The 21,123-nt window shown below is 49.0% G+C and carries 22 protein-coding genes; 14 read left to right on the forward strand and 8 right to left on the reverse strand.

Going from position 1 to position 21,123, the window contains the following annotated elements; genetic code table 11:
• Window positions 1-136: 136 nt before the first annotated feature.
• Window positions 137-1,165, reverse strand: coding sequence for a tetratricopeptide repeat protein (locus H6570_19595; GenBank protein MCB9321493.1), 1,029 nt, complete (start codon window positions 1,163-1,165; stop codon window positions 137-139).
• A gap of 418 nt (window positions 1,166-1,583) precedes the next feature.
• Here H6570_19595 and H6570_19600 point away from each other — a divergent pair, with 418 nt between their 5' ends.
• Window positions 1,584-2,144 (forward strand): aminoacyl-tRNA hydrolase, encoded by a 561-nt coding sequence (locus tag H6570_19600; protein ID MCB9321494.1) that lies wholly within the window; start codon window positions 1,584-1,586, stop codon window positions 2,142-2,144.
• Between the two features lie 8 nt (window positions 2,145-2,152).
• A complete protein-coding gene (locus H6570_19605) occupies window positions 2,153-2,530 on the forward strand; it encodes an SET domain-containing protein-lysine N-methyltransferase (GenBank protein MCB9321495.1) in 378 nt (125 codons plus the stop codon).
• Here H6570_19605 and H6570_19610 read toward each other — a convergent pair.
• Both H6570_19610 and H6570_19615 read right to left on the reverse strand, forming a co-directional pair.
• Window positions 2,518-2,856, reverse strand: coding sequence for a hypothetical protein (locus H6570_19610; GenBank protein ID MCB9321496.1), 339 nt, complete (start codon window positions 2,854-2,856; stop codon window positions 2,518-2,520). The two genes, H6570_19605 and H6570_19610, sit on opposite strands and share 13 nt — an antisense overlap.
• A complete protein-coding gene (locus H6570_19615) occupies window positions 2,853-4,352 on the reverse strand; it encodes a GH3 auxin-responsive promoter family protein (protein MCB9321497.1) in 1,500 nt (499 codons plus the stop codon). Before H6570_19615 ends, H6570_19610 begins: the two co-directional genes overlap by 4 nt.
• A 158-nt stretch (window positions 4,353-4,510) precedes the next feature.
• Here H6570_19615 and H6570_19620 point away from each other — a divergent pair, with 158 nt between their 5' ends.
• The 6 genes from H6570_19620 (at window position 4,511) to rsgA (ending at window position 10,063) form a co-directional block, all read left to right on the forward strand.
• The gene (locus H6570_19620) at window positions 4,511-5,272 is read left to right on the forward strand and encodes an OmpA family protein (GenBank protein MCB9321498.1); all 762 of its coding nucleotides are present in this window, start codon (window positions 4,511-4,513) and stop codon (window positions 5,270-5,272) included.
• Window positions 5,273-5,353: 81 nt separating this feature from the next.
• The gene (locus H6570_19625; protein MCB9321499.1) at window positions 5,354-6,268 is read left to right on the forward strand and encodes a bifunctional hydroxymethylpyrimidine kinase/phosphomethylpyrimidine kinase; all 915 of its coding nucleotides are present in this window, start codon (window positions 5,354-5,356) and stop codon (window positions 6,266-6,268) included.
• An 80-nt stretch (window positions 6,269-6,348) separates the two neighbouring features.
• Entirely contained in the window at window positions 6,349-7,788 is a 1,440-nt protein-coding gene (locus H6570_19630; protein MCB9321500.1) for an amidohydrolase, read from the forward strand.
• 6 nt (window positions 7,789-7,794) lie between these two features.
• Complete coding sequence (locus H6570_19635; protein MCB9321501.1) at window positions 7,795-8,565, forward strand: geranylgeranylglyceryl/heptaprenylglyceryl phosphate synthase; 771 nt, start codon at window positions 7,795-7,797, stop codon at window positions 8,563-8,565.
• The gene (locus H6570_19640; GenBank protein ID MCB9321502.1) at window positions 8,562-9,116 is read left to right on the forward strand and encodes an NUDIX hydrolase; all 555 of its coding nucleotides are present in this window, start codon (window positions 8,562-8,564) and stop codon (window positions 9,114-9,116) included. The genes H6570_19635 and H6570_19640 overlap by 4 nt, the downstream gene beginning before the upstream one ends.
• Window positions 9,113-10,063, forward strand: coding sequence for a ribosome small subunit-dependent GTPase A (gene rsgA / locus H6570_19645; protein ID MCB9321503.1), 951 nt, complete (start codon window positions 9,113-9,115; stop codon window positions 10,061-10,063). Before H6570_19640 ends, rsgA begins: the two co-directional genes overlap by 4 nt.
• Window positions 10,064-10,092: 29 nt before the next feature.
• Here the strand turns inward: rsgA and H6570_19650 are convergent, their stop codons facing one another.
• Window positions 10,093-11,445 (reverse strand): thioredoxin family protein, encoded by a 1,353-nt coding sequence (locus H6570_19650; protein ID MCB9321504.1) that lies wholly within the window; start codon window positions 11,443-11,445, stop codon window positions 10,093-10,095.
• A 99-nt stretch (window positions 11,446-11,544) separates the two neighbouring features.
• Between H6570_19650 and H6570_19655 the strand changes: the two genes are divergently transcribed.
• Window positions 11,545-11,994 carry a cytochrome B gene (locus H6570_19655; protein ID MCB9321505.1) on the forward strand — a complete coding sequence of 150 codons (450 nt, stop codon included), beginning with the start codon at window positions 11,545-11,547 and terminating at the stop codon, window positions 11,992-11,994.
• Between the two features lie 133 nt (window positions 11,995-12,127).
• On the opposite strand, the gene H6570_19660 is transcribed toward H6570_19655, so the two are convergent.
• A complete protein-coding gene (locus H6570_19660; GenBank protein ID MCB9321506.1) occupies window positions 12,128-13,213 on the reverse strand; it encodes a family 20 glycosylhydrolase in 1,086 nt (361 codons plus the stop codon).
• A gap of 66 nt (window positions 13,214-13,279) precedes the next feature.
• Window positions 13,280-13,903 carry a TetR/AcrR family transcriptional regulator gene (locus H6570_19665; GenBank protein MCB9321507.1) on the reverse strand — a complete coding sequence of 208 codons (624 nt, stop codon included), beginning with the start codon at window positions 13,901-13,903 and terminating at the stop codon, window positions 13,280-13,282.
• Window positions 13,904-13,960: 57 nt separating this feature from the next.
• Here H6570_19665 and H6570_19670 point away from each other — a divergent pair, with 57 nt between their 5' ends.
• On the forward strand, window positions 13,961-15,091 hold the full coding sequence (locus tag H6570_19670; GenBank protein ID MCB9321508.1) for an FAD-dependent monooxygenase: 1,131 nt from the start codon (window positions 13,961-13,963) through the stop codon (window positions 15,089-15,091).
• A 66-nt stretch (window positions 15,092-15,157) separates the two neighbouring features.
• On the forward strand, window positions 15,158-16,462 hold the full coding sequence (locus tag H6570_19675; GenBank protein MCB9321509.1) for an amidohydrolase: 1,305 nt from the start codon (window positions 15,158-15,160) through the stop codon (window positions 16,460-16,462).
• Here H6570_19675 and H6570_19680 read toward each other — a convergent pair.
• Window positions 16,445-16,948: a hypothetical protein gene (locus H6570_19680; protein MCB9321510.1), complete on the reverse strand. Its 504-nt coding sequence runs from the start codon at window positions 16,946-16,948 to the stop codon at window positions 16,445-16,447. The genes H6570_19675 and H6570_19680 overlap by 18 nt on opposite strands.
• 197 nt (window positions 16,949-17,145) lie before the next feature.
• Here H6570_19680 and nhaD point away from each other — a divergent pair, with 197 nt between their 5' ends.
• Genes nhaD through H6570_19695 form a run of 3 tightly spaced genes read left to right on the forward strand, consistent with a single transcriptional unit; the run spans window position 17,146 to window position 20,267 of the window.
• The gene (nhaD, locus tag H6570_19685; protein ID MCB9321511.1) at window positions 17,146-18,456 is read left to right on the forward strand and encodes a sodium:proton antiporter NhaD; all 1,311 of its coding nucleotides are present in this window, start codon (window positions 17,146-17,148) and stop codon (window positions 18,454-18,456) included.
• 10 nt (window positions 18,457-18,466) lie between these two features.
• Window positions 18,467-19,744, forward strand: a complete 1,278-nt coding sequence (locus H6570_19690) for a DUF2157 domain-containing protein (GenBank protein ID MCB9321512.1) — start codon at window positions 18,467-18,469, stop codon at window positions 19,742-19,744.
• Window positions 19,734-20,267 (forward strand): GDYXXLXY domain-containing protein, encoded by a 534-nt coding sequence (locus H6570_19695; protein ID MCB9321513.1) that lies wholly within the window; start codon window positions 19,734-19,736, stop codon window positions 20,265-20,267. The genes H6570_19690 and H6570_19695 overlap by 11 nt, the downstream gene beginning before the upstream one ends.
• A gap of 9 nt (window positions 20,268-20,276) precedes the next feature.
• On the opposite strand, the gene H6570_19700 is transcribed toward H6570_19695, so the two are convergent.
• Complete coding sequence (locus tag H6570_19700) at window positions 20,277-21,122, reverse strand: HAD-IIA family hydrolase (protein ID MCB9321514.1); 846 nt, start codon at window positions 21,120-21,122, stop codon at window positions 20,277-20,279.
• Window position 21,123: the final 1 nt, after the last annotated feature.

The following is a 21,123-nucleotide window of genomic DNA, read 5'->3' on the forward strand; positions in this document are numbered from 1 at the left end:
GACACCCATACAAATACACAGGATCAGCAACCGTGGCGCAGTCATTAAGGGGGATAAAGGGAATATCCTGCGATATGAAAATAGGCCTGCAGTCAAGGTCAGTAAACTACTTTAAGAACAAGAACGTGTTTTGCTATTATTTTAATGTGCTTAACAACGCATTGGCCTGTTTCGATCCGGCAGTAGCTGCTTTTTCAAAATCAGATGCATATCCGGCGACGCCCTGTGCCTTTTTGATTTCTCCGGATAACAGATACCATTCAGCGTCGTCTACAGGATGTTGTGATTGTTTTAGTTTTTCACCCTTTTCAATCACTTTGAGTGCCTCGGCATTCTTGTTTTGTTCATGCAGAAGTTTGGCGTAATGGTAACACGCGTATTTCAGCCATTTGTAATTGGGGTGGTCCGGGGGAAAATCCCGGTTTACAAATAACTTGTAATCAAAGAGGGCTTTATCGATCATGTTGCTGAGTGCATAACACTGGGCGCGCATGCGGGTGGCGGTCCAGTAGATAGGCTGCAATGCAATGGAGGTGGTGGTAGCCATCCGTAAGTCAGCGATCGCCTCTTTGTATTGTTTCTTTTGCATGTAAAGATGAGCTCTTCCGATGTAAGCATAGGAATTGCCTTCATCCAGTCGCAGACTTTTGGAAAAATCATAGTGTGCATCTTCCCAATTGCCCAGCCGCATATTGACATAGCCCCTGCGCTCGTAAGCCTGGGCATGTTTATCAAATTTCTCAATGGCTTCCGTCAATGCCTGGATAGCTTCTTTTTCCGAGCCTTCTTCATCGCTGAGTGCCCGTCCGCGCAAAAAGGCCTGCACCGCAATCTTGTCCCCTACCGGTTCAATCATAGCTGCTTCGAGGATAGACCCTTCATCAACCATCCAGGCACCGATACTCCCGGAAATAGCAAACTCCGCCAGGTATTCGAAGATCCCGACGGTGTTACGCCAGGCTTTTTTAGTTACCTGGACGACCGTACGGGGCACGATATAACTCAATTTCTCTTCGTCAAAATGGGCGGATTCTTTCAGAGCCAGTTCATTTTTGTAGAAGTTCTCGACACGATAGTTATACATATCCAGCATCTTCTGGTAACTCTTGGCATTCCTGAACTGGAGATACCCCTGGAAGATGGATTTGTAAAACAAGTCTTGCATGCAATTGATGTTTCAGGAAAATTTCTCGTTCAATTCATTCCCCAACCGGCTTGAATTGAGCATACCGCAGGGGTCTAAAGATACAAATATCCCTGCATCCCTCTCCCTGCAATGGTGGTATGCGGAGCCTTTATACGCAGGTATCAGACACTCAAATACAATCCTATGTTGCTCGCATCCTGTGACTTAGGTTGTTATAAATAGTATCGATATATATACAAGGAAAATAAATGTTTAGAAAATTAAATTAACCAGGGTGCAACCTCAAGAAAATCATCATCTCTTACGCTTCACCGGGCTGTTAGCCAATCAATGGCCGGGTAAACCAACATAATAATTTAATTTTGCGCCTGGAATCATCGAAGCTATGGGGTGGTTAACAAAGTGGTTTAAACCGAAAGAAGAGACAGACCGTACCATGAAGTATTTGATCGTAGGATTAGGTAACATCGGCAGTGAATACCGCCATACCCGGCATAATGCTGGTTTTCTGATCGTGGAGGCATTGGCTGATCATTTAGGCGCCACCTTTCAGGAAGGACGGTACGGGGCGATGGCTCAGGCCAGTTTCAAAGGACGGAAATTGTGGTTGCTCAAACCAAACACCTACATGAATCGCAGCGGTCAGGCGATCCGGTATTGGTTGGACAAGGAAAAAGTCCCGCTGGAGAACCTGCTGGTGGTGGTCGATGAGCTTCAGCTTCCATTCGGACAATTGCGCCTGCGGAAGAAAGGCAGCGACGGAGGACACAATGGCTTGAAAAGCATTCAGGAGCAATTGCAGTCTACAGAATACAACAGGTTACGGATCGGTATCGGCAATGACTTTAACCGGGGCCAGCAAATCGATTATGTTCTTGGGGAGTGGTCGATGGAAGAAAAAGATGGCCTGCCTGATATCCGCAATGCGGGGATTGAGATCATCAAGTCCTTCATTGCCATCGGCGCCGACCGCACCATGAGCCAATACAACGGGTAATGCTGCATGTGCCAGGATTATATATCCAGGATATCCCTCATAAAGGGCGCGGTGTATTCTGTGGGCATGATCTGCAGGAAGGAGACACCATTGAGCTCTGTCCTGTCATTATCATCCCACCCTCGGAGGTTCCTTCAATCCATGGAACCCACCTGCATGATTATTATTTTTTGTGGCCTGCATCTCCGGGAGCGGCTTGTATTGCATTGGGCTATGGATCGCTATACAATCACCACCGAGATCCGAATGCTGAAGTGATCATGGACCTCGATGCAGCAATGATTGAGATCCGGTGTTCAAAACCAATACCCGCGGGTACGGAAATACTGATCGACTATACAGATGGAGGTTCGGCAGAAGCGCCATTATGGTTTCAGGAGGAATAGGGATCGTCCTTAAAATCCCATTCCAACGGAGGTTGACGATAGTGCAATTTGGTTTGAGCCCGGGCCACCTGACGGTAAAATATCATTCGTGCCAGCAGGATATTGACCGGATCTTCCTGAGGAAAATTGAGTACCTGCGCTACTTCCTGTTCATCAATATCCATACGGTAAAAATAACTGAACAAAAGGTCCGGCTTGTGTTCCAGAAAATAGGCAACCTGGTCCGCCAGTTTCTCAATGATTTGCCCCAGGTCCGGATCGCTGGCAAAGTCAAGTTGAAATTCCTGCCGTAGCAGATTCAGAGCCTCTTGTTCTTCAGGTTTCATGAATTAATGTATTCCAGGATGGCATCAACGTAACGGCGATCGTTGGCCAGGCGGGGGACTTTGTTTTGACCACCCATTTTACCCCGTTGCTGCATCCAGCGCAGGAAAGTACCATGGGGTACCGATTTAATCTTCAGGGGATTGAGGGCCAGATTTGCATGCCGCTTAGCCTTATAATCGGAGTTGACCGACTGCAGATGGATATCGAGGCGGCTGGCAAACCGATTAAGGTCCATCGGGGCTTTCTCAAACTCGATGATCCATTGATGTGCGCCCTGGTTGCTGCGGGTAAGGTAGATCGGCGCAACGGTGTACTCGGTTACAACAGCGTTAAGCTCCTCGCAGGTCCTTGCCACTGCCAGATCGGTGTTATGGATCATCACCTCCTCACCGAAAGCATTGATGTACTGACTGGTCCTTCCGGCAATTTTAATACGAAGCGGCTGTACACTGGTAATCTGGACCAGATCACCAACCACATATCGCCAGAGACCGCTGTTTGTGGATACCAGCATCACGTATGTTCTTTCCAATTCCACCTCATCAACCCGCAGGGCAGGTGGTGCCGGCTGACCCCAGGCCTCCCGGGGGATGAACTCGAAGAACATGCCATTGTCCAACAGAAGCAGCAGGTCCTCCCGGGAATAATCATCCTGAACGGCAAAATAACCTTCCGATGCATTGTATACTTCCTGGTAGATGAAGTCCTTGCTGGGTAAATATTGCTGAAACTGCGGTCGATACGGTTCAAACCCCACGCCGCCATGCATGTACACTTCCAGTTTCGGAAAAAGTTCGAGCATGTGAGCAGCACCGGTGTGTTCAAGCAATTTCCGGATCAGCACAATATTCCAGGTAGGCACACCACCGATCATTGTGAGGCGGCGGTCCCTCAGCAGGACCTCTACCGTACGGCTGATCTTCTCTTCCCAATCGGGATAAAGTGCCGTGGCAAAATCCGGGGTGAAGAAGGGCCGGCCTATCCAGGGCATGTGGTCCAGCATGATGGCGCTGACATCCCCAACTTTCGTTGCCGGATAAGGCTCATAAGCCGTCAGGCTGCCACCAAGGATAAGTGATTTATCGGCAAACAGGCGTGCGGCGGGATGGTTGTGGTAAAGGATGCTGGTGGAATCCCAGGCACCCTTGATGTGGCATCGCTTGAGATTTTCTTTGGAAACAGGGATGTATTTACTCTGATCCTGGGTGGTGCCGGAGGACTTTGCAAACCAGGACACGACACCAGGCCAGAGCACATCCGGCTGACCCTCCATCATTCGCTGAATGTAGGGCTTGATGGTGTCGTATTCAAACACCGGAACCTGCTTCTGCCAGGTGCTGTAATTTTTAATGCGGCGGAAACCGTATTCCTTGCCAAATGCTGTTGTGCGACCCCGCTCCAGCAGGTACTTGAACCAGGACTGCTGCACTGAACCCGGGCTTTGGCGGATGTGGTCCAAACGCTCATAGTGCCGCCGCAAATAACGACGAACCATTGTATTTGTAAGCGTTCTCCAGCTCATACCACCATTTGCTTAGGTAAAAGATACGCTAATTTATTTGAATTCTTCGGGAGCATCCAAATGCGGCTGCAGGAAGCCGTGCTTAGTTTGTTTTTTTTAATTAATATTGCACTCCAAATTTCTATAATATCATGAAAAAGATCTCAACGCTTACTTTACTCGCAATGATACTGGGATTAGCCACTTCCTGCGTTTCCAAAAAGAAATTTGATGCTTTGACACAGGATAAGATGAACCTGGAACAGAGCCTGGAAGCCAGTAAAATGCAAGTTTCCAAATTGGAAGACGAGAAGACCAGCCTCACCACTGAAAAGAATGAACTTTCAACACAAGTCAGTACGCTGAAACAAGACTTGTCCAAGACTCAGCAAGAGGTTGCTCAGGTAAAAACGGAGGTTCAGCAACAAGCAACCAAACTGGATAAACTGGAGTCAACCATCAACAGTGCGTTCGCTCCGATTGAAAAAACCGGATGGTCGGTTCATCAGGAAAACGACATGCTGTATATCTCGGTTGAAAATCCTGTTTTATTCCGCAGTGGGTCTGCTTCCGTCAGCCGGGATGCCAAAGACATTATCAATGGCATTGCTGAAGTTCTCAAGAACAATCCCGACGTGAAGATGATTGTAGAAGGACACGCGGACAATAAGACCATCAGCACCGATCGTTATCCCAGCAACTGGGAATTGAGTGCCGCCCGTTCTGCCAGTGTCGTAAAAGCATTGGTAAAAGCTGGTGTTGATGCAGCCCGCCTTACTGTAGCCGGACGCGGTGATACCATGCCAGCCAGTGCGGAAGGCAATACGACGGCTGATGCCCGTAAAATGAATCGTCGTACCGAATTTATTTTAGTACCAGGCATCTCGAAGCTTTACGAGCTGGACAAAATGTAATCCTTACTTATCCGATTATAACTGAAGGCCGGACGATATATTTCGCCGGCCTTTTTATTTTTGATTCCAAATCGGAAGCTCATGAGTTTGATGACTATCGGCACAGTCGCCTTTGATGATATTGAAACGCCTTTCGGCCGGGCTGAAAAGGTGGTTGGTGGTGCCTGTACTTACATCAGCTGGGCAGCATCGTATTTTATCCACGACATCAAACTCGTTTCCATTGTTGGCGACGATTTCCCATCATCTGAACTCCAGTTGATGCAACAGCGGGGAGTGGACCTTGCCGGTCTGGAGATTGTGCCCGGCAAGAAGACCTTCTTTTGGGCCGGACGCTACCATGAAAATATGAATCAGCGGGATACCCTGGTGACCGACTTAAATGTGCTGGCTGATTTTGATCCCGTATTACCTGCTTCTTACCGTGATTGTGATTACGTCATGCTGGGTAACCTGACCCCGGAGATCCAGCTGAAGGTGATCCGGCAGCTGGACCGGCGACCTAAGATCATCGCGCTGGATACCATGAATTTCTGGATGGATGTAGCCATGGATGGGCTGCTGGAAGTATTGCAGGAGGTGGACCTTTTGACCATCAATGATGAGGAGGCCAGGCAGCTCAGCGGAGAATATTCATTGATTTCTGCTGCCCGTAAGATCTTCACCATGGGCCCTCGTTTTTTAGTGGTGAAAAAGGGAGAACACGGAGCGCTTCTTTTTGCCCCGGACCGGGTATTTTATGCTCCGGCGTTGCCGCTGACCCAGGTAAAAGATCCTACCGGTGCAGGGGATACCTTTGCCGGAGGATTTATGGGTTACCTGGCTAAAACAGATGATATCTCATTCGATAACCTGAAGAAAGCCATCATTTACGGATCGGCGATGGCCTCATTTTGTGTTGAAGAATTCAGCCTTGACCGGCTTAAGGTACTGGATGAAGATGCCATTCAACACCGGGTCAGGCAGTTTGCCGACCTTGTCCACTTTGAATTATAACCGCATTACCAGTCACCGGGATACGGTTTAAATGTGAAACCGGCATTTTGTATCTTGCCATGGATAAAATACATGTCTATATGCGCTTTACCTTCACACTATCATTTTGTTTTGCCCTTACTCTGGCCTGGTCACAAACCAAAGACTGGCAGGATGATGTCCTGAAAAAGCTGGACATGCAGCAGGATCACTATGCTGCCACTGCCCTGCAGATCTGGAACTATGCGGAGGTTGGTTATCAGGAAACCAAAAGTTCTGCAGCCCTGCAGACGTTGTTGCGGGATGCCGGATTCCAGGTTACCACCGGCGTTGCCGAGATTCCTACTGCTTTTGTAGCCTCCTATGGTCAGGGTAAGCCCGTCATCGGGATCCTTGCTGAATTTGATGCATTGCCCGGTGTCTCACAAACAGCGGAACCTTACCGGGAAGAACGGGAAGACAACACCGCTGGCCATGCCTGCGGACATCACTTATTTGGCACTGCCTCCGTGGCTGCCGGCATTGCCATCAAACAATACATGCAGGAACACGGTTTAACCGGAACCCTTCGTGTTTACGGGACACCTGCTGAAGAAGGTGGTGGCGGTAAGGTCTACATGGTCCGGGCTGGTCTGTTTGATGACGTAGATGCTGTACTGCACTGGCATCCCGGCAATCAGAACAGCGCATCCGCATCCTCCTCACTGAGTAATAAATCCGCAAAATTCCGGTTCTATGGTAAGCCGTCACATGCGGCAGTATCCCCTGAGCGTGGCCGCTCTGCCCTGGATGCCGTCGAAGCGATGGATTATATGGTCAATATGATGCGTGAACACATCTCCTCAGAATCCCGGATCCACTACGTCATCACGCGCGGTGGGGAAGCACCTAATGTCGTCCCCGAGTTTGCCGAAGTCTTCTATTATTGCCGGCATCCGGATATGGCTATCGTAAAGCAAAATTTCGACTGGATCGTAGAAGCAGCCGAAGGCGCCGCCAAAGGAACCCAGACTCGGATGGAATATGAAGTGATTCACGGCCTGTACAATCTGCAACCTAATGAGACCCTGGCGCGGGTTATGTACCATAACCTTGAAAAAGTCGGAGGGGTCACCTATGATGCCGAAGAACTGGCTTTCGCGAACAAACTCCAGGAATCTTTCAGCCCCAAGCCTCCGGATCCTGCCCAGGCTGCTGACATTGAACCTTTCGAAGTCAATGAAAGAGGAAGCGGAGGTTCAACCGACGTCGGTGACATCAGCTGGGTGGTGCCCACGGCCGGCATGAGTGCGGCAACCTGGGTACCCGGCACCTCTGCACACAGCTGGCAAGCCGTAGCATGCGGTGGAACTTCGATCGGAATAAAAGGTATGATGGTCGCCGCGAAAACCATCGCCCTTACCGGTATTGAACTCATCCAGGATAAAAAAACCCTTGATGAAGCTAAAACTGAACTCCAGAAAAGGACCGGGTCGGATTTCAAATACGAACCTTTGATTGGCGATCGTAAACCTCCACTGGATTATCGCAACAACAAATAATAATCCATGACCGGACCCATCCTTTCTGAATTAAGGCAAGCCAAAGCACAAAACCAGAAGAAATTCGCGGTCCTCATCGATCCTGATAAATTGCGTCTGAACCATATGGAGCAGGTTCTGACCCTTGCTTCCAATGCCAAAGTGGATTATTTTTTTGTGGGCGGCAGTTTGATCGTGAATGATATGCTCGATCAATGTCTGACCCAGATCAAAGCACTCTGCGATATTCCATTGATCCTCTTTCCCGGAAATTCATTTCAGCTCAGTTACCGGGCCGATGCCATCTTATTTTTATCACTGATTTCTGGGAGAAATCCGGACCTGCTGATTGGAAAACACGTCATCACGGCACCATTTCTGAAAGTGAGTCCACTGGAGATCATAGCGACCGGTTACATGCTGATCGACGGTGGTGTTCCGACCACCGTAACGTACATGAGTAATACCGTACCCATACCACGCAACAAGTCGGACATTGCCCTGTGTACCGCTATGGCCGGAGAGATGCTGGGTTTGAAGACCATCTATCTGGACGCCGGAAGCGGAGCAGCAAATCCGGTGGCAACCACCATGATTGAAGACGTTGCCGGTGCCATCGAAATACCACTGATTGTCGGAGGCGGAATCCGTACACCCGAAAAAGCTTATGCCAATGCCAAAGCCGGGGCCGACCTGATGGTGGTTGGCAATGCCATCGAAGAAGACCCAGGTCTGATCCTTGAACTATCGGCAGCCATCCACGAGGCCAATACAACTATCACTAAAATAACGCCGTGAAGACGTCTGAAAAATCAAAGTGGACTTTTGAGGAATCGACGTACGGAGAAGACCTCAGGATGTTTAAAGTGCGAAGGGATTCATTTCGTCAGGGAGATCTGCACTTCGTAGCTTCGGTATTGGAGGCACATGATTCTGCCAATGTAGTAGCCCTAACCGATAACCTTGAGGTTGTTATGGTGGACATCTTCCGCTTCGGTTCCCGTGACCGTTCTCTGGAAATACCTGGCGGCATGGTGGACGCAGGAGAAGAACCCTTACATGCAGCACAGCGTGAATTACTTGAAGAGACCGGATATGTAGCTTCAGAATGGTCCTACCTTGGTTACTGTTATTCCAATCCGGTGTTTATGGATAGCAAAGTCCACCATTTTGTGGCATTCCAGGCCAGGCCGGCAGCCAGTGCCACGCCGGAAATGGCTGAGGATATCCAAATCCAGCTTGTACCGGTGAACCAGTTGGCATCCACTGCCTATCAGTCCATCCATCATCCACATACCATTTCGGCCTTAGGCCGTGCCATCGTATTAAAACCGCTTCTGCAGATATGACCGAATTAGGCACTGTCATTAAGTCAACCGGAAGTTGGTACAGTGTACGTGTTGCTTCCGGGGAAATCCTGGACGCCCGGATACAAGGAAAATTTCGACTGCACGACCTGGACCTGACAAATCCGGTAGCCGTCGGCGATCTGGTGGATATTGAACGCGAGGAAGAAGAGCCGGTGGCAACCATCCGCCACATCCATCCCCGTACCAATTATGTCGTGCGCCAATCGCCCCATAATAAACACCAGTTGCATCTCCTGGCTGCCAATATTGACCAGGCCTGCCTCATCGTGACCATTCGCCACCCCAAGCTCAAACCCGGATTCATTGACCGGTTTTTGATGATGACCGAACCTTACGACATTCCGGTGATCTTAATTTTCAATAAAATAGACCTCTGCAAGAATGCCGATCTGCAGGTCTTATCCTACCTGGAAGAGGTTTATCAACGCATTGATTATCAGGTTATAAGAACTTCTGCTATCAATAAATCAGGTATCAAGGAACTCAAAAGCTTGTTGCACGGCAAAACTACCCTGATTGCCGGCCAGTCCGGTGTAGGAAAGACCAGTGTTTTGAATGCTTTGCTACCGGATCTTGATTTAAAAACGCAGACGCTTTCAGATTTTTCGGGAAAAGGCCAGCACACGACAACCTTTGCCGAAATGTTCTCCATGGATGAACAGAGCTTCATCATTGATACCCCCGGCATCAAAACCCTGGCTTTCAACCACCTTGAGCTCCTGGATGTAGCACATAATTTCCGGGAGATATTTGAAGTATCCAAAGATTGTAAATTCAGCAATTGCCTGCACCGGGGCGAGCCCAAATGCGCGGTAGGGGCTGCCGTGGAAGCCGGGTTAATCAGTGAAATCCGTTATGGTAATTACCTTGATCTGCTTTCCGAAGTGGAAGAACAAAATTATTGGGAACGTAAAAAGGATGTTTAACCGGGCCTAACCGGCCGGCGTTGTGTTTGCTACTTTTCTTTTGCAAAAACTTTAAACAGCAACGAAGTATCGAGCCCGTTGCGCTTGCCCATTATCATACCGTCTCGCACCGTCAGGTTGGCGTCATTGGATGCTCCCAGCCGGAATTGAAAGAAAGCAACCGCGGCATAGGAATCGGGATGTTGTTCCCAACCCAGCACCTGTTCTGCCAGCGCAAGGCCATCGGTAAAAATAGTCTTATCGGTTTCAAAATCCTGATAGGTCAGGAGCAGGTCCACCGCTTCGCGCAGCACCTCCCGTTTTTGGGAGACAACAGTCGCCGAGTCATAGCGTACTTTTAATTCAGGTATTTCATTCCGGACCAATGTCTGCAGCGTTTTCAAGTCTCCTGTTTCCTGTGCATAGCCTATTTTACTGTCACGGATCATCTGGTGGATCTCCTGTTGTGACTTTTCAAAAGCTTGGGACCATTGCTGCAGTTGATCCCAGGTTGTGACGGCCAGGGTACTGTCTTTTTTTGCAGCGGCTTGATGCACACGTTCAAGCAAGTCATCACGCACATCACCGTACCAGGTTCTTCCGGCAAAACTGAATTTTTCGGGTGAACTCATTTTTCCGAGGTAACCCAGCTCCTGTTCCCAGGATTCCCCGGTTCCGGGTTTTTGCCACAGTGACCGGGAAGCAAAGATGGCCAGGTCCGGATGTTGTACCGTATCCAGAAACGGTGCTACCTCCTTCCACACATTGGTATCCCGCAAATTCAACTCCTCCCGCTGAAGGATGTAACTGCTCAATAATTCCGGATCACGGTTTCCGAGTGCATATTTTTGATAGGCAACCGCGAAGGTGGGATTCTTTTGGACCGTAGCCATAAAGACCTGCTTTTCTTTCTCCTGCTGCAACAGCATACGCTGATAGGACAGGTCTTCCTTGTATTTCTGGGCTATCTCCGGGACATGCTGGGGATCAGCGACACTCATCGCTTCATCCAGGAATGGTTCTGAAGGCCGGTATCCGGTCATCTTGTGAACCAGCTGACCATTGTAATCCACAAAGATCATGGTGGGATAGGCGCCGATCTGATACTGATTGGACAGGCCTATCCCCTCTCCCCGTTCGGCATCGACCTGATAATTGATGAAATGCTGATTAAAAAATACGCCGACCTGAGGATCCGTAAAGACGTTCTGGCTCATTCTTTTGCAGGGTCCGCACCAAGTGGTGTAGACATCCATAAAGATCAGTTTATTTTCTTCCAGGGCTTTTGACCGTACTTCATCCCAGGTCCCTTCTGTAAACTGAATGCCGGACTGCGCGGTGATGGTGGCGATTATTCCGAACAAAAATCCCGGTAACAAAAATCGGCGAAGAGCTAATTGCATCTTTATTGATATTTTGTGGTTGCAAAGGTATATGTTTTTGACATTCCAGTTTTGGAAGCATTTCCGGAAGCGTATCTTTAGTTTGCAAACCGTGAAACGATGGAATTTTACACCATACTCAGACACTTGCACTCAGGTTGGCGCTGGGTGGTTCTTATTTTGGTAATTGTAGCAATCATTCAGGCAGGAGTTCAAATCCGCCGTAAGGCCAACTATGTCCTGACCAGACACCGGAAATTCCCGCTCTGGACCATGATTGCTGCTCACATCCAATTATTGGTGGGCCTGATCCTGTATTTTGTGAGCTCCAAGGTTCATTTTGGGACAGATACCATGTCGAATCCGCTGGCACGGTTTTTTACGGTTGAACATGCTATCTCTATGGTGCTGGCAATAATTCTGATATCCGTAGGTTTTTCCAGAGCCAAAAAACAACTGGATACCCCCGGAGGCTGGAACCGCATCTTCTGGTATTATTTACTGGCCATCCTCCTGATCCTGCTGCAGACACCTTATCCCTTCCAGGAATACGGTGCACATTGGTTCTAGTGGTTTCGGATCCAGAAATTGCCTGAGTACTTTATCCCAATTGGTGGCATCTTACAGGTGCAATAATCTAATTTGGCTACGACAGTAAACTGAATCTGGATACCTGAATCCATCTTTGGATCATTTTGCGTATTTACCATCGTTTGCTCAGGGCACGATACGTAAGGATCACACTGCGGCCTTTATCGTCCGTTTCCGGAATTTCTTTCTTACTCTCCTGGTAAAATCCCGATGCGCCGCTCCATACGGTTTGCATCATTCCCAGGTATTTTCCTGCCATTGGTTCCGGGCTTGAAGCACGAAACAGCCGGGTCATCTCAACCTCGGTCTCCGCTACCTCGGGCTCCCGCCACGGACAGGTAATTACCTGGAATCCTTTGCTGGCAAAATAAGCCGCGGTCGGTATTGCCTGCTCGTAGTGCCAATCGCAAATAACCACATCCCTGGGGATCATATCGATGGCCCGGGCGGTATTATTCAAGGATGCTTCCCACATGCCAATGCCGGTCAGTTTGCCATCGATCAGGCGGTCTCCCCAGATCCACAATTCTTTATTGGTTTGTGCCAGATGGTCGTGGATCTTCCGTACTTCACCTGCAAACAATTCTGCCGGGTCCATGCCATTACAACGAGGACATTGTTCCTCAGCCAGATAGAAAACCTCATCCAGGCCGGCATGGAATGCATCCGTCTCAAAAACCTGGACCAGCTCATCCACCAGATCAAAAACGATGTCGTGGACTTCGGGATGTAATGGGCAATAACTCTTGCAATACAGCCCATCCTCATTGGGCCAGACATAATGATCCGGAAATGCGACGTCAGGGGTTTCATCAAACTCGGGATATACTTCTAATAGTCTACCGGGAGTGCTGTGCCATGATTGATGTCCGAGCAGGTTTATCTGTGGAATGATCCGGATTCCTTCTTCCCGGCATGCCGAAACCAGGGATTTGACCTGAGCATAACTCAGTGTTGATTCATTACGTAATTCTGGGTGGGAGGTAAAAGCGTAGTTGTAATCGACACGAAGCACTAGGGTATTAACCCTTCCGGGAGCCAGTACCTCATGGATCATCTGGATGAATTCAGGAACCTGTTCACTGGAGGGAGCTCCAATGCAAAATCCCCGGACCGGAAAATCTGCCGATTCCTGTGACCAGGCTGCAGAGGTGAGCGTCACCCATAAGATCCATTGAATGAAAATAAATCTGTGCATATCCCTTTGTTTTAGCTGATCTTGAAAATGCCAACTTACTTATTCAAGACAACAATTCAAATGATTTCAGGCATAACCCCAATCCAGATTTTCAAATGCCTCCCGGCCCTGTCCCGTTAAGTACGGATAGATCAGTTCCATCAGTATCCGGTGATGCTGTTGTATAAACCCTGCCTGCTGATCCACCTCCATGGCGACTGCTGAGGAGATCCAGAAATCACCGAGGATCTGCATCCGGCGATAGAGATGCTGGTATTCCTGTGGAAGCTGGGCCTCCCGCATCCAGCCGGCTGATTGCATCTGGTCAAATAAGGCCAGAAACTGCATTTCCCGATGTTCTTGCAGACGATTGTAATGTTTTTGAATGTCCGGATAATTACGCATGATATGGACCAGGTCAATAAGGAAAAAGCGGTATTCGTAGAACATCTGCATCGACCGCAGAGCTCCCTGGTGAATTTGGACAAACGCTGATTTCTCACGGATAAGATCCGCCATAACTCCATCCATCTTCGTCACCAGATCCTGGTAGATGGCCATGACCAGATCTTCGCGTTTCTGAAAATGGTAGGTCAGATTGCCCAGGCTGATTGCCAGGGCTTGCGCTATATGGCGCATGGTAATGGAGGTGAGTCCCTGCTCGTTAAACAACCTCCTGGCCTGATCGATTATTTTTTCCCGGGTATTCATTTAGTACACTTGACCTAAATACAAATCTTTAGTACATTTGACCTAAATTTACGAAACATGCACGTAATTATCGTTGGCGGTGGCTTAACCGGGTTGACTACGGCACTGGCACTGGAGAAATTGGGGATCTCCTACCACGTCTATGAAAGGTTTCCTTATCTGGCAGAAGTTGGTGCCGGGATCTGGTTAGCTCCCAATGCCCAGCGGGTACTGGACTGGATCGGCATCGGGGATGAAGTCCGTAGCGCTGGCAAGATGATTGCTGAAGTAAGCATAGCCAACCGGCTTATGCAGTCGCTGCGTCACTCGATCGATGACACTTTCCGGACTGAGAACAGCCAGCTGGTTGCCATACACCGCGCCAGACTGCAACAAATATTGTACAACCACATTCCAGACTCCCGGAAGTCCCTGGGCCAGGCATTTCAACACTATAAAGAAGATAACGGATCTATTGTGGTCACGTTTGCCGGTCAGCAGGTGGAAGGTACTCACCTTGCCGGCGCCGACGGCCTCCAGTCCATGGTACGTCAACAACTATTTCCGGATAGCCCTTTAAGATATTCGGGGCAAACCTGCTGGAGAGGGGTCTCGCAAATGTCACTTCCCCGGCCTTGGACCGAAGCAGCCATGGAAGCGTGGGGACCCCGAAAGCGATTTGGCTTCACCCCTATTTCCCCAAACGAGGTTTACTGGTTTGGCGTACAGGATGCTCCAGCTGGTGAGATGGACCCCTCCGGCGACAAAGTCGCATTCCTCTCCCAAAAATTTGTTGGCTTTGGTGAGCCGGTGCACCAACTATTGCAAAATACACCTGGTGAAAAAATATTTCGCAGCGACCTGTATGACCTGAAAAGGCTGGCCACCTGGCACCGTGGAAGGGTCTGCCTGCTGGGAGATGCCGGACATGCCACCACACCGAATATGGGTCAGGGAGCGGCTCAGGGCATGGTAGATGCCTATCATTTCAGCAAATCACTGAGTCAGGACCCGAACCCGGAAAATGCCTATGCCCATTTTGAAAAGTCACGGCGGGCAAAAGTGGATTACATCGTGGATAACTCCTGGCGTATGGGAAAACTTGCACATCATCCGCTTGGTCAACCATTACTCAAAACCATCCTCCGGATAACGCCGGCGTCGGTCTTGAGTAAACAAATGCAGAATGTTTATTCCATTGACAACTGATCCTTAGTGGTTTTGGCCCGGTAACAGAAATCATTACCTTAGTCCATTCACAAAAAGACAATCAGCATGTGGAAAGCTTGGCTTCTTGGTATTGGAATGGCGTTTAGCTGGACGGGAACCACCCCGGTTAATCCTGAAATCATCCGGGATATGATCCAGGATGATCTTCCCTATTTGTCCGAATTCTACAAGGACCTCCACTTGCATCCCGAGATATCCCTGCAGGAAGAAAAGACGTCCCATAAACTCGCTGAAACCATGCGGGGCCTGGGCTTTGAAGTCACGGAGAACGTAGGAGGGTATGGCATAGTTGCCCTGCTTCGCAATGGCGATGGACCGCAGATCCTTTACCGGACCGATATGGATGCATTGCCCATGTATGAGAAAACCGAATTGCCCTATGCCAGTTCCGTAGAGATCGTCAAGGATGGAACAACCGTGGGTACCATGCATTCCTGCGGGCACGATATGCATATGACCACGTGGCTGGGCGTGGCCCGAACGATGATCAAACTTAAGAATCAGTGGCGGGGAACCCTGATGATGATCGGAGAGCCGGCAGAAGAAATTGGCCAGGGCTCCAAGCTGATGCTTGACGCTGGTTTGTACGACCGGTTTGGCGTCCCTGATTATGGTATTGGTATACATTGTAATCCTACACTTCCGGCAGGTCAAATGGGCTATGGCAAAGGCTACACCATGGCCAATACCGAGTCCATCGACATCCATATCTCTGGTGTGGGTGCCCATGGTGCTTCTCCGCACATGTCCATCGACCCGGTCGTCATCGCCGCAGAAATGGTGATGGAACTCCAAACCATCGTGAGCCGGTCCGTGCCGCCTACAGAATCTGCCGTCGTCACGGTTGGAGCCATCAAGGGAGGTACCGTTCACAATATTATCCCTGACGAGGTTACTTTACTGCTCACTGTCCGCACATTTAAAGAAGAGGTGCGTCAACTGGTCCACCGGCGTATAAAGGAAATAGCCCGTGGGGTGGCAATTTCAGCCGGTCTCCCGGAGGATAAAATGCCGGTAGTGACCATCCCGGATGTATTCACTCCAGCTAACTTCAACAATCCGGACCTGGTCGATAAACTGCGGATATCGGCGGTCAAAACCATCGGCAGTGACCTGGTTGCAGAAACGGAACCATTGACGATTGGTGAAGATTTTTCGCGCTATGGCCAAACGGCGGATCAGGTGCCCACGGTGCTGTGCTGGTTGGGCACTGTGCCGGATGAACGCCTGGACCAGTCGGATCTTCCCGGGCTCCACTCACCTTATTATTACCCTGCCATTGAGAAAAGCCTGATCACCGGTATTGGAGTGACTGTACAGTCCTTATTGGACTTAATGCCCGCTCATTAAATCAAGCTGGTATACGGGACTGCTTTTTGTGAGGCGTGCCATCGCTACCGTTTTTGTTCCCCGGTCCTTCGTAATCTTCAGAACATTGATCTGGGTGGGAAATAATTCCATAAGAAAATCACCCCGGATGGATAATGTAGCTGTGTTCAGTGGTGGTGAAATCGAAAACCTAAGCCAGGTTGCATCTCCTTCCGTTTGATAACCTTCCCAGGTCAAAGGGCCTTCCAGCGATCCATTTCCACATTTAAAGTGCGTGTCAAAATAGGAAGTGAGCTGTACTTTCACGGATTCGAGGTCCTTTCCGGCAAGGGGGATCCGCTGGTGAAACGCATTGTTCAGGGCATCTTCCAGATCATTGGTAAATACTTTTATCTCGACTTGATATCCGGATTTGCCAAGCTCCACCTCTATCACACCCAGATAAAGGGCATGGTCCGGCAAAAGCCAGAATAAGCTCAGGAGAACTGTGAAAATCATCCCATTCATCGCTTAAAATTAAGCTTTGTGACCGGGCTTAAAAAATTGGTCTATCCAAGGTCACGCTTGTTCATCGTCCAAATTTTATTTTACACCAGGTATCATTCATTGCTGAAAATGATCCTCCAAAAATATTTTTATTCATTCATTGCAGCCTAATTGTGGAAAACTACTTGCTTAATTGTGGGAATGTTTAACTTTCAATCATGGTATGGTTATTCGTAATTGGATATGTCTTTATCGCACTGGAACATGTGATCAAGATTGATAAGTCGGCTTCGGCTGTGCTTACGGCGGTTGTATTGTGGACGTGGCTCATCCTGTTTGGATCGCCCCTGGTTCCTGATATGGATCAATTAGGAATCGAGCACGCCCTGCTTGAACATCTGGGAGATATTGGCAGCATATTGTTTTTTCTGCTTGCTGCCATGACCATCGTAGAGCTCATTGACGTGCATGATGGTTTCCGGATCATCACTAAACAAATCAATACGTTAAACAAGGTCAAGTTACTGTGGATCATTTCGCTCGTGACCTTCTTTCTTTCCGCCTTGCTGGATAACCTGACCACCACCATTGTGATGGCCACCTTGATCCGGAAACTGATCCATGAAAAGCAGGACTTGTGGGTCATGGGTGGATTTGTCATTATCGCGGCGAATGCCGGTGGTGCCTGGTCACCCATTGGTGATGTGACGACCATCATGCTGTGGATCGGTGGACAAATCAGTGCCTTACACGTCATTCAGGCCCTCATTATACCAAGTTTGGTCTGTATTTCTGTCCCTTTACTTATCATGTCATTTACTTTCCGGGGCAACATCAGCCCGGTCAAATCCAAGGTTTCTTCCGAAGCATCCGGAGAAACAAAGAGCAAAAAGACCTCGGATCTTATCTCCAACTGGGAGACCCAGCTGGTTTTCTGGTGCGGAATCGGTGCCTTGCTATTTGTGCCTGTCTTTAAAAACCTGACCCACCTGCCACCGTTTATGGGCATGCTCCTCAGTCTGGGCTTCATGTGGATCCTCACGGACATGTTGCACATGGGTAAAAAGGTGGAACGCGGCCATTTATCGGTGAGCTCCGTTATTCGCAGGGTTGACACCCCCAGCATACTCTTCTTCCTGGGTATTTTATTAGCCGTGGCTGCTTTGGAAACCGGAGAATTCCTCCAGCATGTGGCGGTTTTCCTGGAAGAAACTCTGAAGAATATTTATCTGATCAACATGATCATCGGTTTGTTATCGGCGATTGTTGACAACGTTCCGCTGGTAGCTGGTGCGATGGGAATGTATTCCATGACCGAGTTTCCGGCAGATCATATTTTCTGGAGTTTGCTGGCCTACTGCGCAGGAACGGGTGGTAGCGTACTCATCATCGGATCCGCAGCCGGGGTCGCCATGATGGGAATACTGAAAATTGATTTCATCTGGTATTTAAAGCGCATATCGCTCCTGGCTCTGATCGGATATTTAGCCGGTATGGGAGCTTACATGATCCAGCACATCTGGACCTGATCCCTGATTTATGAAGCAGGTCCTGAACGCATTGCACGAATTGGTGGAAGCTGGTATCATCGACCTGTCGACAGCAGACCGTATCCGTCATTATTACGAGGAACATTCATCCACCCGTCCGATCCCTCTGTTGGTCATTTTCGGTGTTATCGGAGCTTTGCTGACGGGATTGGGTATTATTCTGATCGTTGCTTATAACTGGGAATGGTTAAGCCCCGGGTGGCAAACCAGCTTCGCATTAATTCCCATATTGCTGGCGCAGGGTTTGGTTATCCACGGGGTGCTGCGGCATGGGGTTGGAAGTACCTGGAGAGAAAGCAGCAGTGCCTTTTTGGTCTTCGCCCTAGGTGCCGGTCTGGCGATGATCAGTCAGATTTTCCAGCTTCCCGGTGAATTACCGGAATTTTTACTGGTCTGGATCCTGCTCGGGTTGCCGCTGATTTATCTGGTACCTTCATTGGCGGTATTTTACCTTGGCTTGCTGGGGATCACCTGGTATGGCATCCTGACCGGCTACCAAGGTCCCGTTTTTTCCCACTATTGGTGGTTACTGGTCCTTTGGCTTCCCGCTTATTATTGGGGTATTAGGCGTTTGCAGTCATTAGCCTGGTTTCAATGGGCACATGTTATATTACCACTCTCCGTCACCATAATGCTGGGTAATCTGACCTACCCCTTCACCGCCGGCACCTGGCTTATTTACCTTTTCTGGACCGGCATACTGTTGCATATGGCAGCATTCGGGTCCTGGAGCACCCAACCCTGGTTTCATAAAGCCTACCAATGGATCGGAAGCGGTGCTTTATGGATCCTGCTTATTATATTCAGCTTTAAACCTTTTTGGGATCAGTGGCCCAAATGGTTTGGTCAATATTTACCTCCTGTATCCAGTGCCTCATTCTGGATCCTGGTAGCATTTGGGGTCTTATACCTGGCTCTGTTTTTCAGACGTAACCATTCTGCCCGTTCAGTAACGCAAGTGGTCTGGAAATGGATTCCTGCTTTTGTTAGTTTATTACTGATGTTTCAGACACCTGCCGTTTGGGGCACAGTCGTAATGAATCTGCTGATCCTGGGGCTCGGCGTACTGGGCATCGTGCAGGGGTGGCTTAGAAATAATCTTGCAGGGGTTAATCAGGGTCTGTTCATTATCCTGCTACTGATCTGTTGTCGTTTTTTTGATACGAACTGGAGTTTTATCGTCCGTGGATTGCTGTTTACCATCATGGGTATCCTCTTCTTTGTAGCCAATTATTGGATCATCAAACGGAAAAAAGATGGCGTTTAAGTGGCCCAAATGGACATTTCCCGTTTTAATCGTTGCATTGGGTATCCAGCTGGTTATACCCCTCACTACGATCTGGAACAGCTGGAAAGTATTCAGCCGGGGTGAACAACATTTCCTGGCCTGTGCTCCGGTTGATCCGACCGATCCTTTCCGTGGTAAATACCTTACGCTTCATTTTGCAATTGAGGATTCTTCCTATGCGGCATTACCCGACTGGAAAATCGGCGATGAAGTTTATGCCCGGCTGGAAAAACAGGCTGACGGATCTTCAATCATTGCTGAAGTTTCCACGACCATCCCTAAAGATCCCTATTGCAAAGTGATCATTTCGAACCTATTCCAGGGTACCGGCGGTTTCCGCGCCAAGATCGGGCTTCCGGTATCACGGTGGTATGTGGAAGAGTCCAAAGCGCAGGAATTGGAAGTGCGGTACCGCGAACATTTGCGCAACCACCGACCACTCCAGGCGGAGATACGACTGTTAAAGGGCCGGATGGTCCTCGCGGGATTACACTTTTTATAGCATGATTGTTTACTCTGCTACCGAAGGGCAGATGTAATCCGGTATGATACCGGTGGATTCGATGAGGTTGATCGCATTTTCCTTCCGGGTATTGCCGCTCAAAACTAAAATGGTGTCCAGTCCAAAGCGATTTCCACCCAGGATATCGGTGTGCAATGTATCTCCGACCATCAGGATATCCTCTTTAGCTATCGTCACCGAGCGATTGAGCTGATCGAAGGCATAAATGAACATCTGACTATCCGGTTTGCCAAAGTGGATGAATTTCTTGTTCAGCATATTTTCCACCAATTCGGCAATCCCACCGGTTGCGATGGATACATCATTCCTTGACACCGGATAAACCCGGTCCGAATTGGCTACTATCACCGGCATCACTTTTCGCCGCAGGATATTGACGGTCTTGCTGATGTCGATATTCCAGTCGAATCCCTCATCATCCAGAAATACGAACGCGGAAATGGCTTCCAGGTCTTCCAGATCAATATCCCGCACGGCGATGTGCTCCAGCCCCGATTGCAGGATGTATTGCGCCGAATTCTCCGTGCCCAGATATGCGATCTTACCTTCCCGGATCTTCTGTTCCAGAAAATGCTTGGCCATCATCCCGGAAGTAATTATCTCCTCCGGATCAATACCGGATAACCCCAACCGGGTAAAACTGTCTGCTTGCTGTTCCTGACTGCGTGACGCATCATTGGTAAGTACACGAATGGCGATTCCCTTATCCCTTAACTGATCCAAAGTCGCCTGGGCTCCTTCGATGAGGCCTTTGTAATTCTTCAGCACCCCATAGGAATCAAAAAAGACCGCTTTATAACGCTGAGCAATGTTTATGAATGTGGTCTCTTCCATC

The sequence above is a fragment of the Lewinellaceae bacterium genome (genome assembly GCA_020636135.1).
Lineage (GTDB): Bacteria > Bacteroidota > Bacteroidia > Chitinophagales > Saprospiraceae > JAGQXC01.

Bases quoted from the DNA above. Each gene is read 5' to 3' on its own strand.
- H6570_19690 (MCB9321512.1), top strand. From the start codon at position 18,467: ATGAAGCAGGTCCTGAACGCATTGCACGAATTGGTGGAAGCTGGTATC.
- H6570_19650 (MCB9321504.1), bottom strand. From the start codon at position 11,445: ATGCAATTAGCTCTTCGCCGATTTTTGTTACCGGGATTTTTGTTCGGA.
- H6570_19675 (MCB9321509.1), top strand. From the start codon at position 15,158: ATGTGGAAAGCTTGGCTTCTTGGTATTGGAATGGCGTTTAGCTGGACG.
- H6570_19630 (MCB9321500.1), top strand. From the start codon at position 6,349: ATGCGCTTTACCTTCACACTATCATTTTGTTTTGCCCTTACTCTGGCC.
- H6570_19615 (MCB9321497.1), bottom strand. From the start codon at position 4,352: ATGGTTCGTCGTTATTTGCGGCGGCACTATGAGCGTTTGGACCACATC.
- H6570_19620 (MCB9321498.1), top strand. From the start codon at position 4,511: ATGAAAAAGATCTCAACGCTTACTTTACTCGCAATGATACTGGGATTA.
- rsgA (MCB9321503.1), top strand. From the start codon at position 9,113: ATGACCGAATTAGGCACTGTCATTAAGTCAACCGGAAGTTGGTACAGT.
- H6570_19635 (MCB9321501.1), top strand. From the start codon at position 7,795: ATGACCGGACCCATCCTTTCTGAATTAAGGCAAGCCAAAGCACAAAAC.
- H6570_19610 (MCB9321496.1), bottom strand. From the start codon at position 2,856: ATGAAACCTGAAGAACAAGAGGCTCTGAATCTGCTACGGCAGGAATTT.
- H6570_19680 (MCB9321510.1), bottom strand. From the start codon at position 16,948: ATGAATGGGATGATTTTCACAGTTCTCCTGAGCTTATTCTGGCTTTTG.
- H6570_19665 (MCB9321507.1), bottom strand. From the start codon at position 13,903: ATGAATACCCGGGAAAAAATAATCGATCAGGCCAGGAGGTTGTTTAAC.
- H6570_19660 (MCB9321506.1), bottom strand. From the start codon at position 13,213: ATGCACAGATTTATTTTCATTCAATGGATCTTATGGGTGACGCTCACC.
- H6570_19655 (MCB9321505.1), top strand. From the start codon at position 11,545: ATGGAATTTTACACCATACTCAGACACTTGCACTCAGGTTGGCGCTGG.
- H6570_19595 (MCB9321493.1), bottom strand. From the start codon at position 1,165: ATGCAAGACTTGTTTTACAAATCCATCTTCCAGGGGTATCTCCAGTTC.
- nhaD (MCB9321511.1), top strand. From the start codon at position 17,146: ATGGTATGGTTATTCGTAATTGGATATGTCTTTATCGCACTGGAACAT.
- H6570_19625 (MCB9321499.1), top strand. From the start codon at position 5,354: ATGAGTTTGATGACTATCGGCACAGTCGCCTTTGATGATATTGAAACG.
- H6570_19670 (MCB9321508.1), top strand. From the start codon at position 13,961: ATGCACGTAATTATCGTTGGCGGTGGCTTAACCGGGTTGACTACGGCA.
- H6570_19700 (MCB9321514.1), bottom strand. From the start codon at position 21,122: ATGGAAGAGACCACATTCATAAACATTGCTCAGCGTTATAAAGCGGTC.
- H6570_19600 (MCB9321494.1), top strand. From the start codon at position 1,584: ATGAAGTATTTGATCGTAGGATTAGGTAACATCGGCAGTGAATACCGC.
- H6570_19695 (MCB9321513.1), top strand. From the start codon at position 19,734: ATGGCGTTTAAGTGGCCCAAATGGACATTTCCCGTTTTAATCGTTGCA.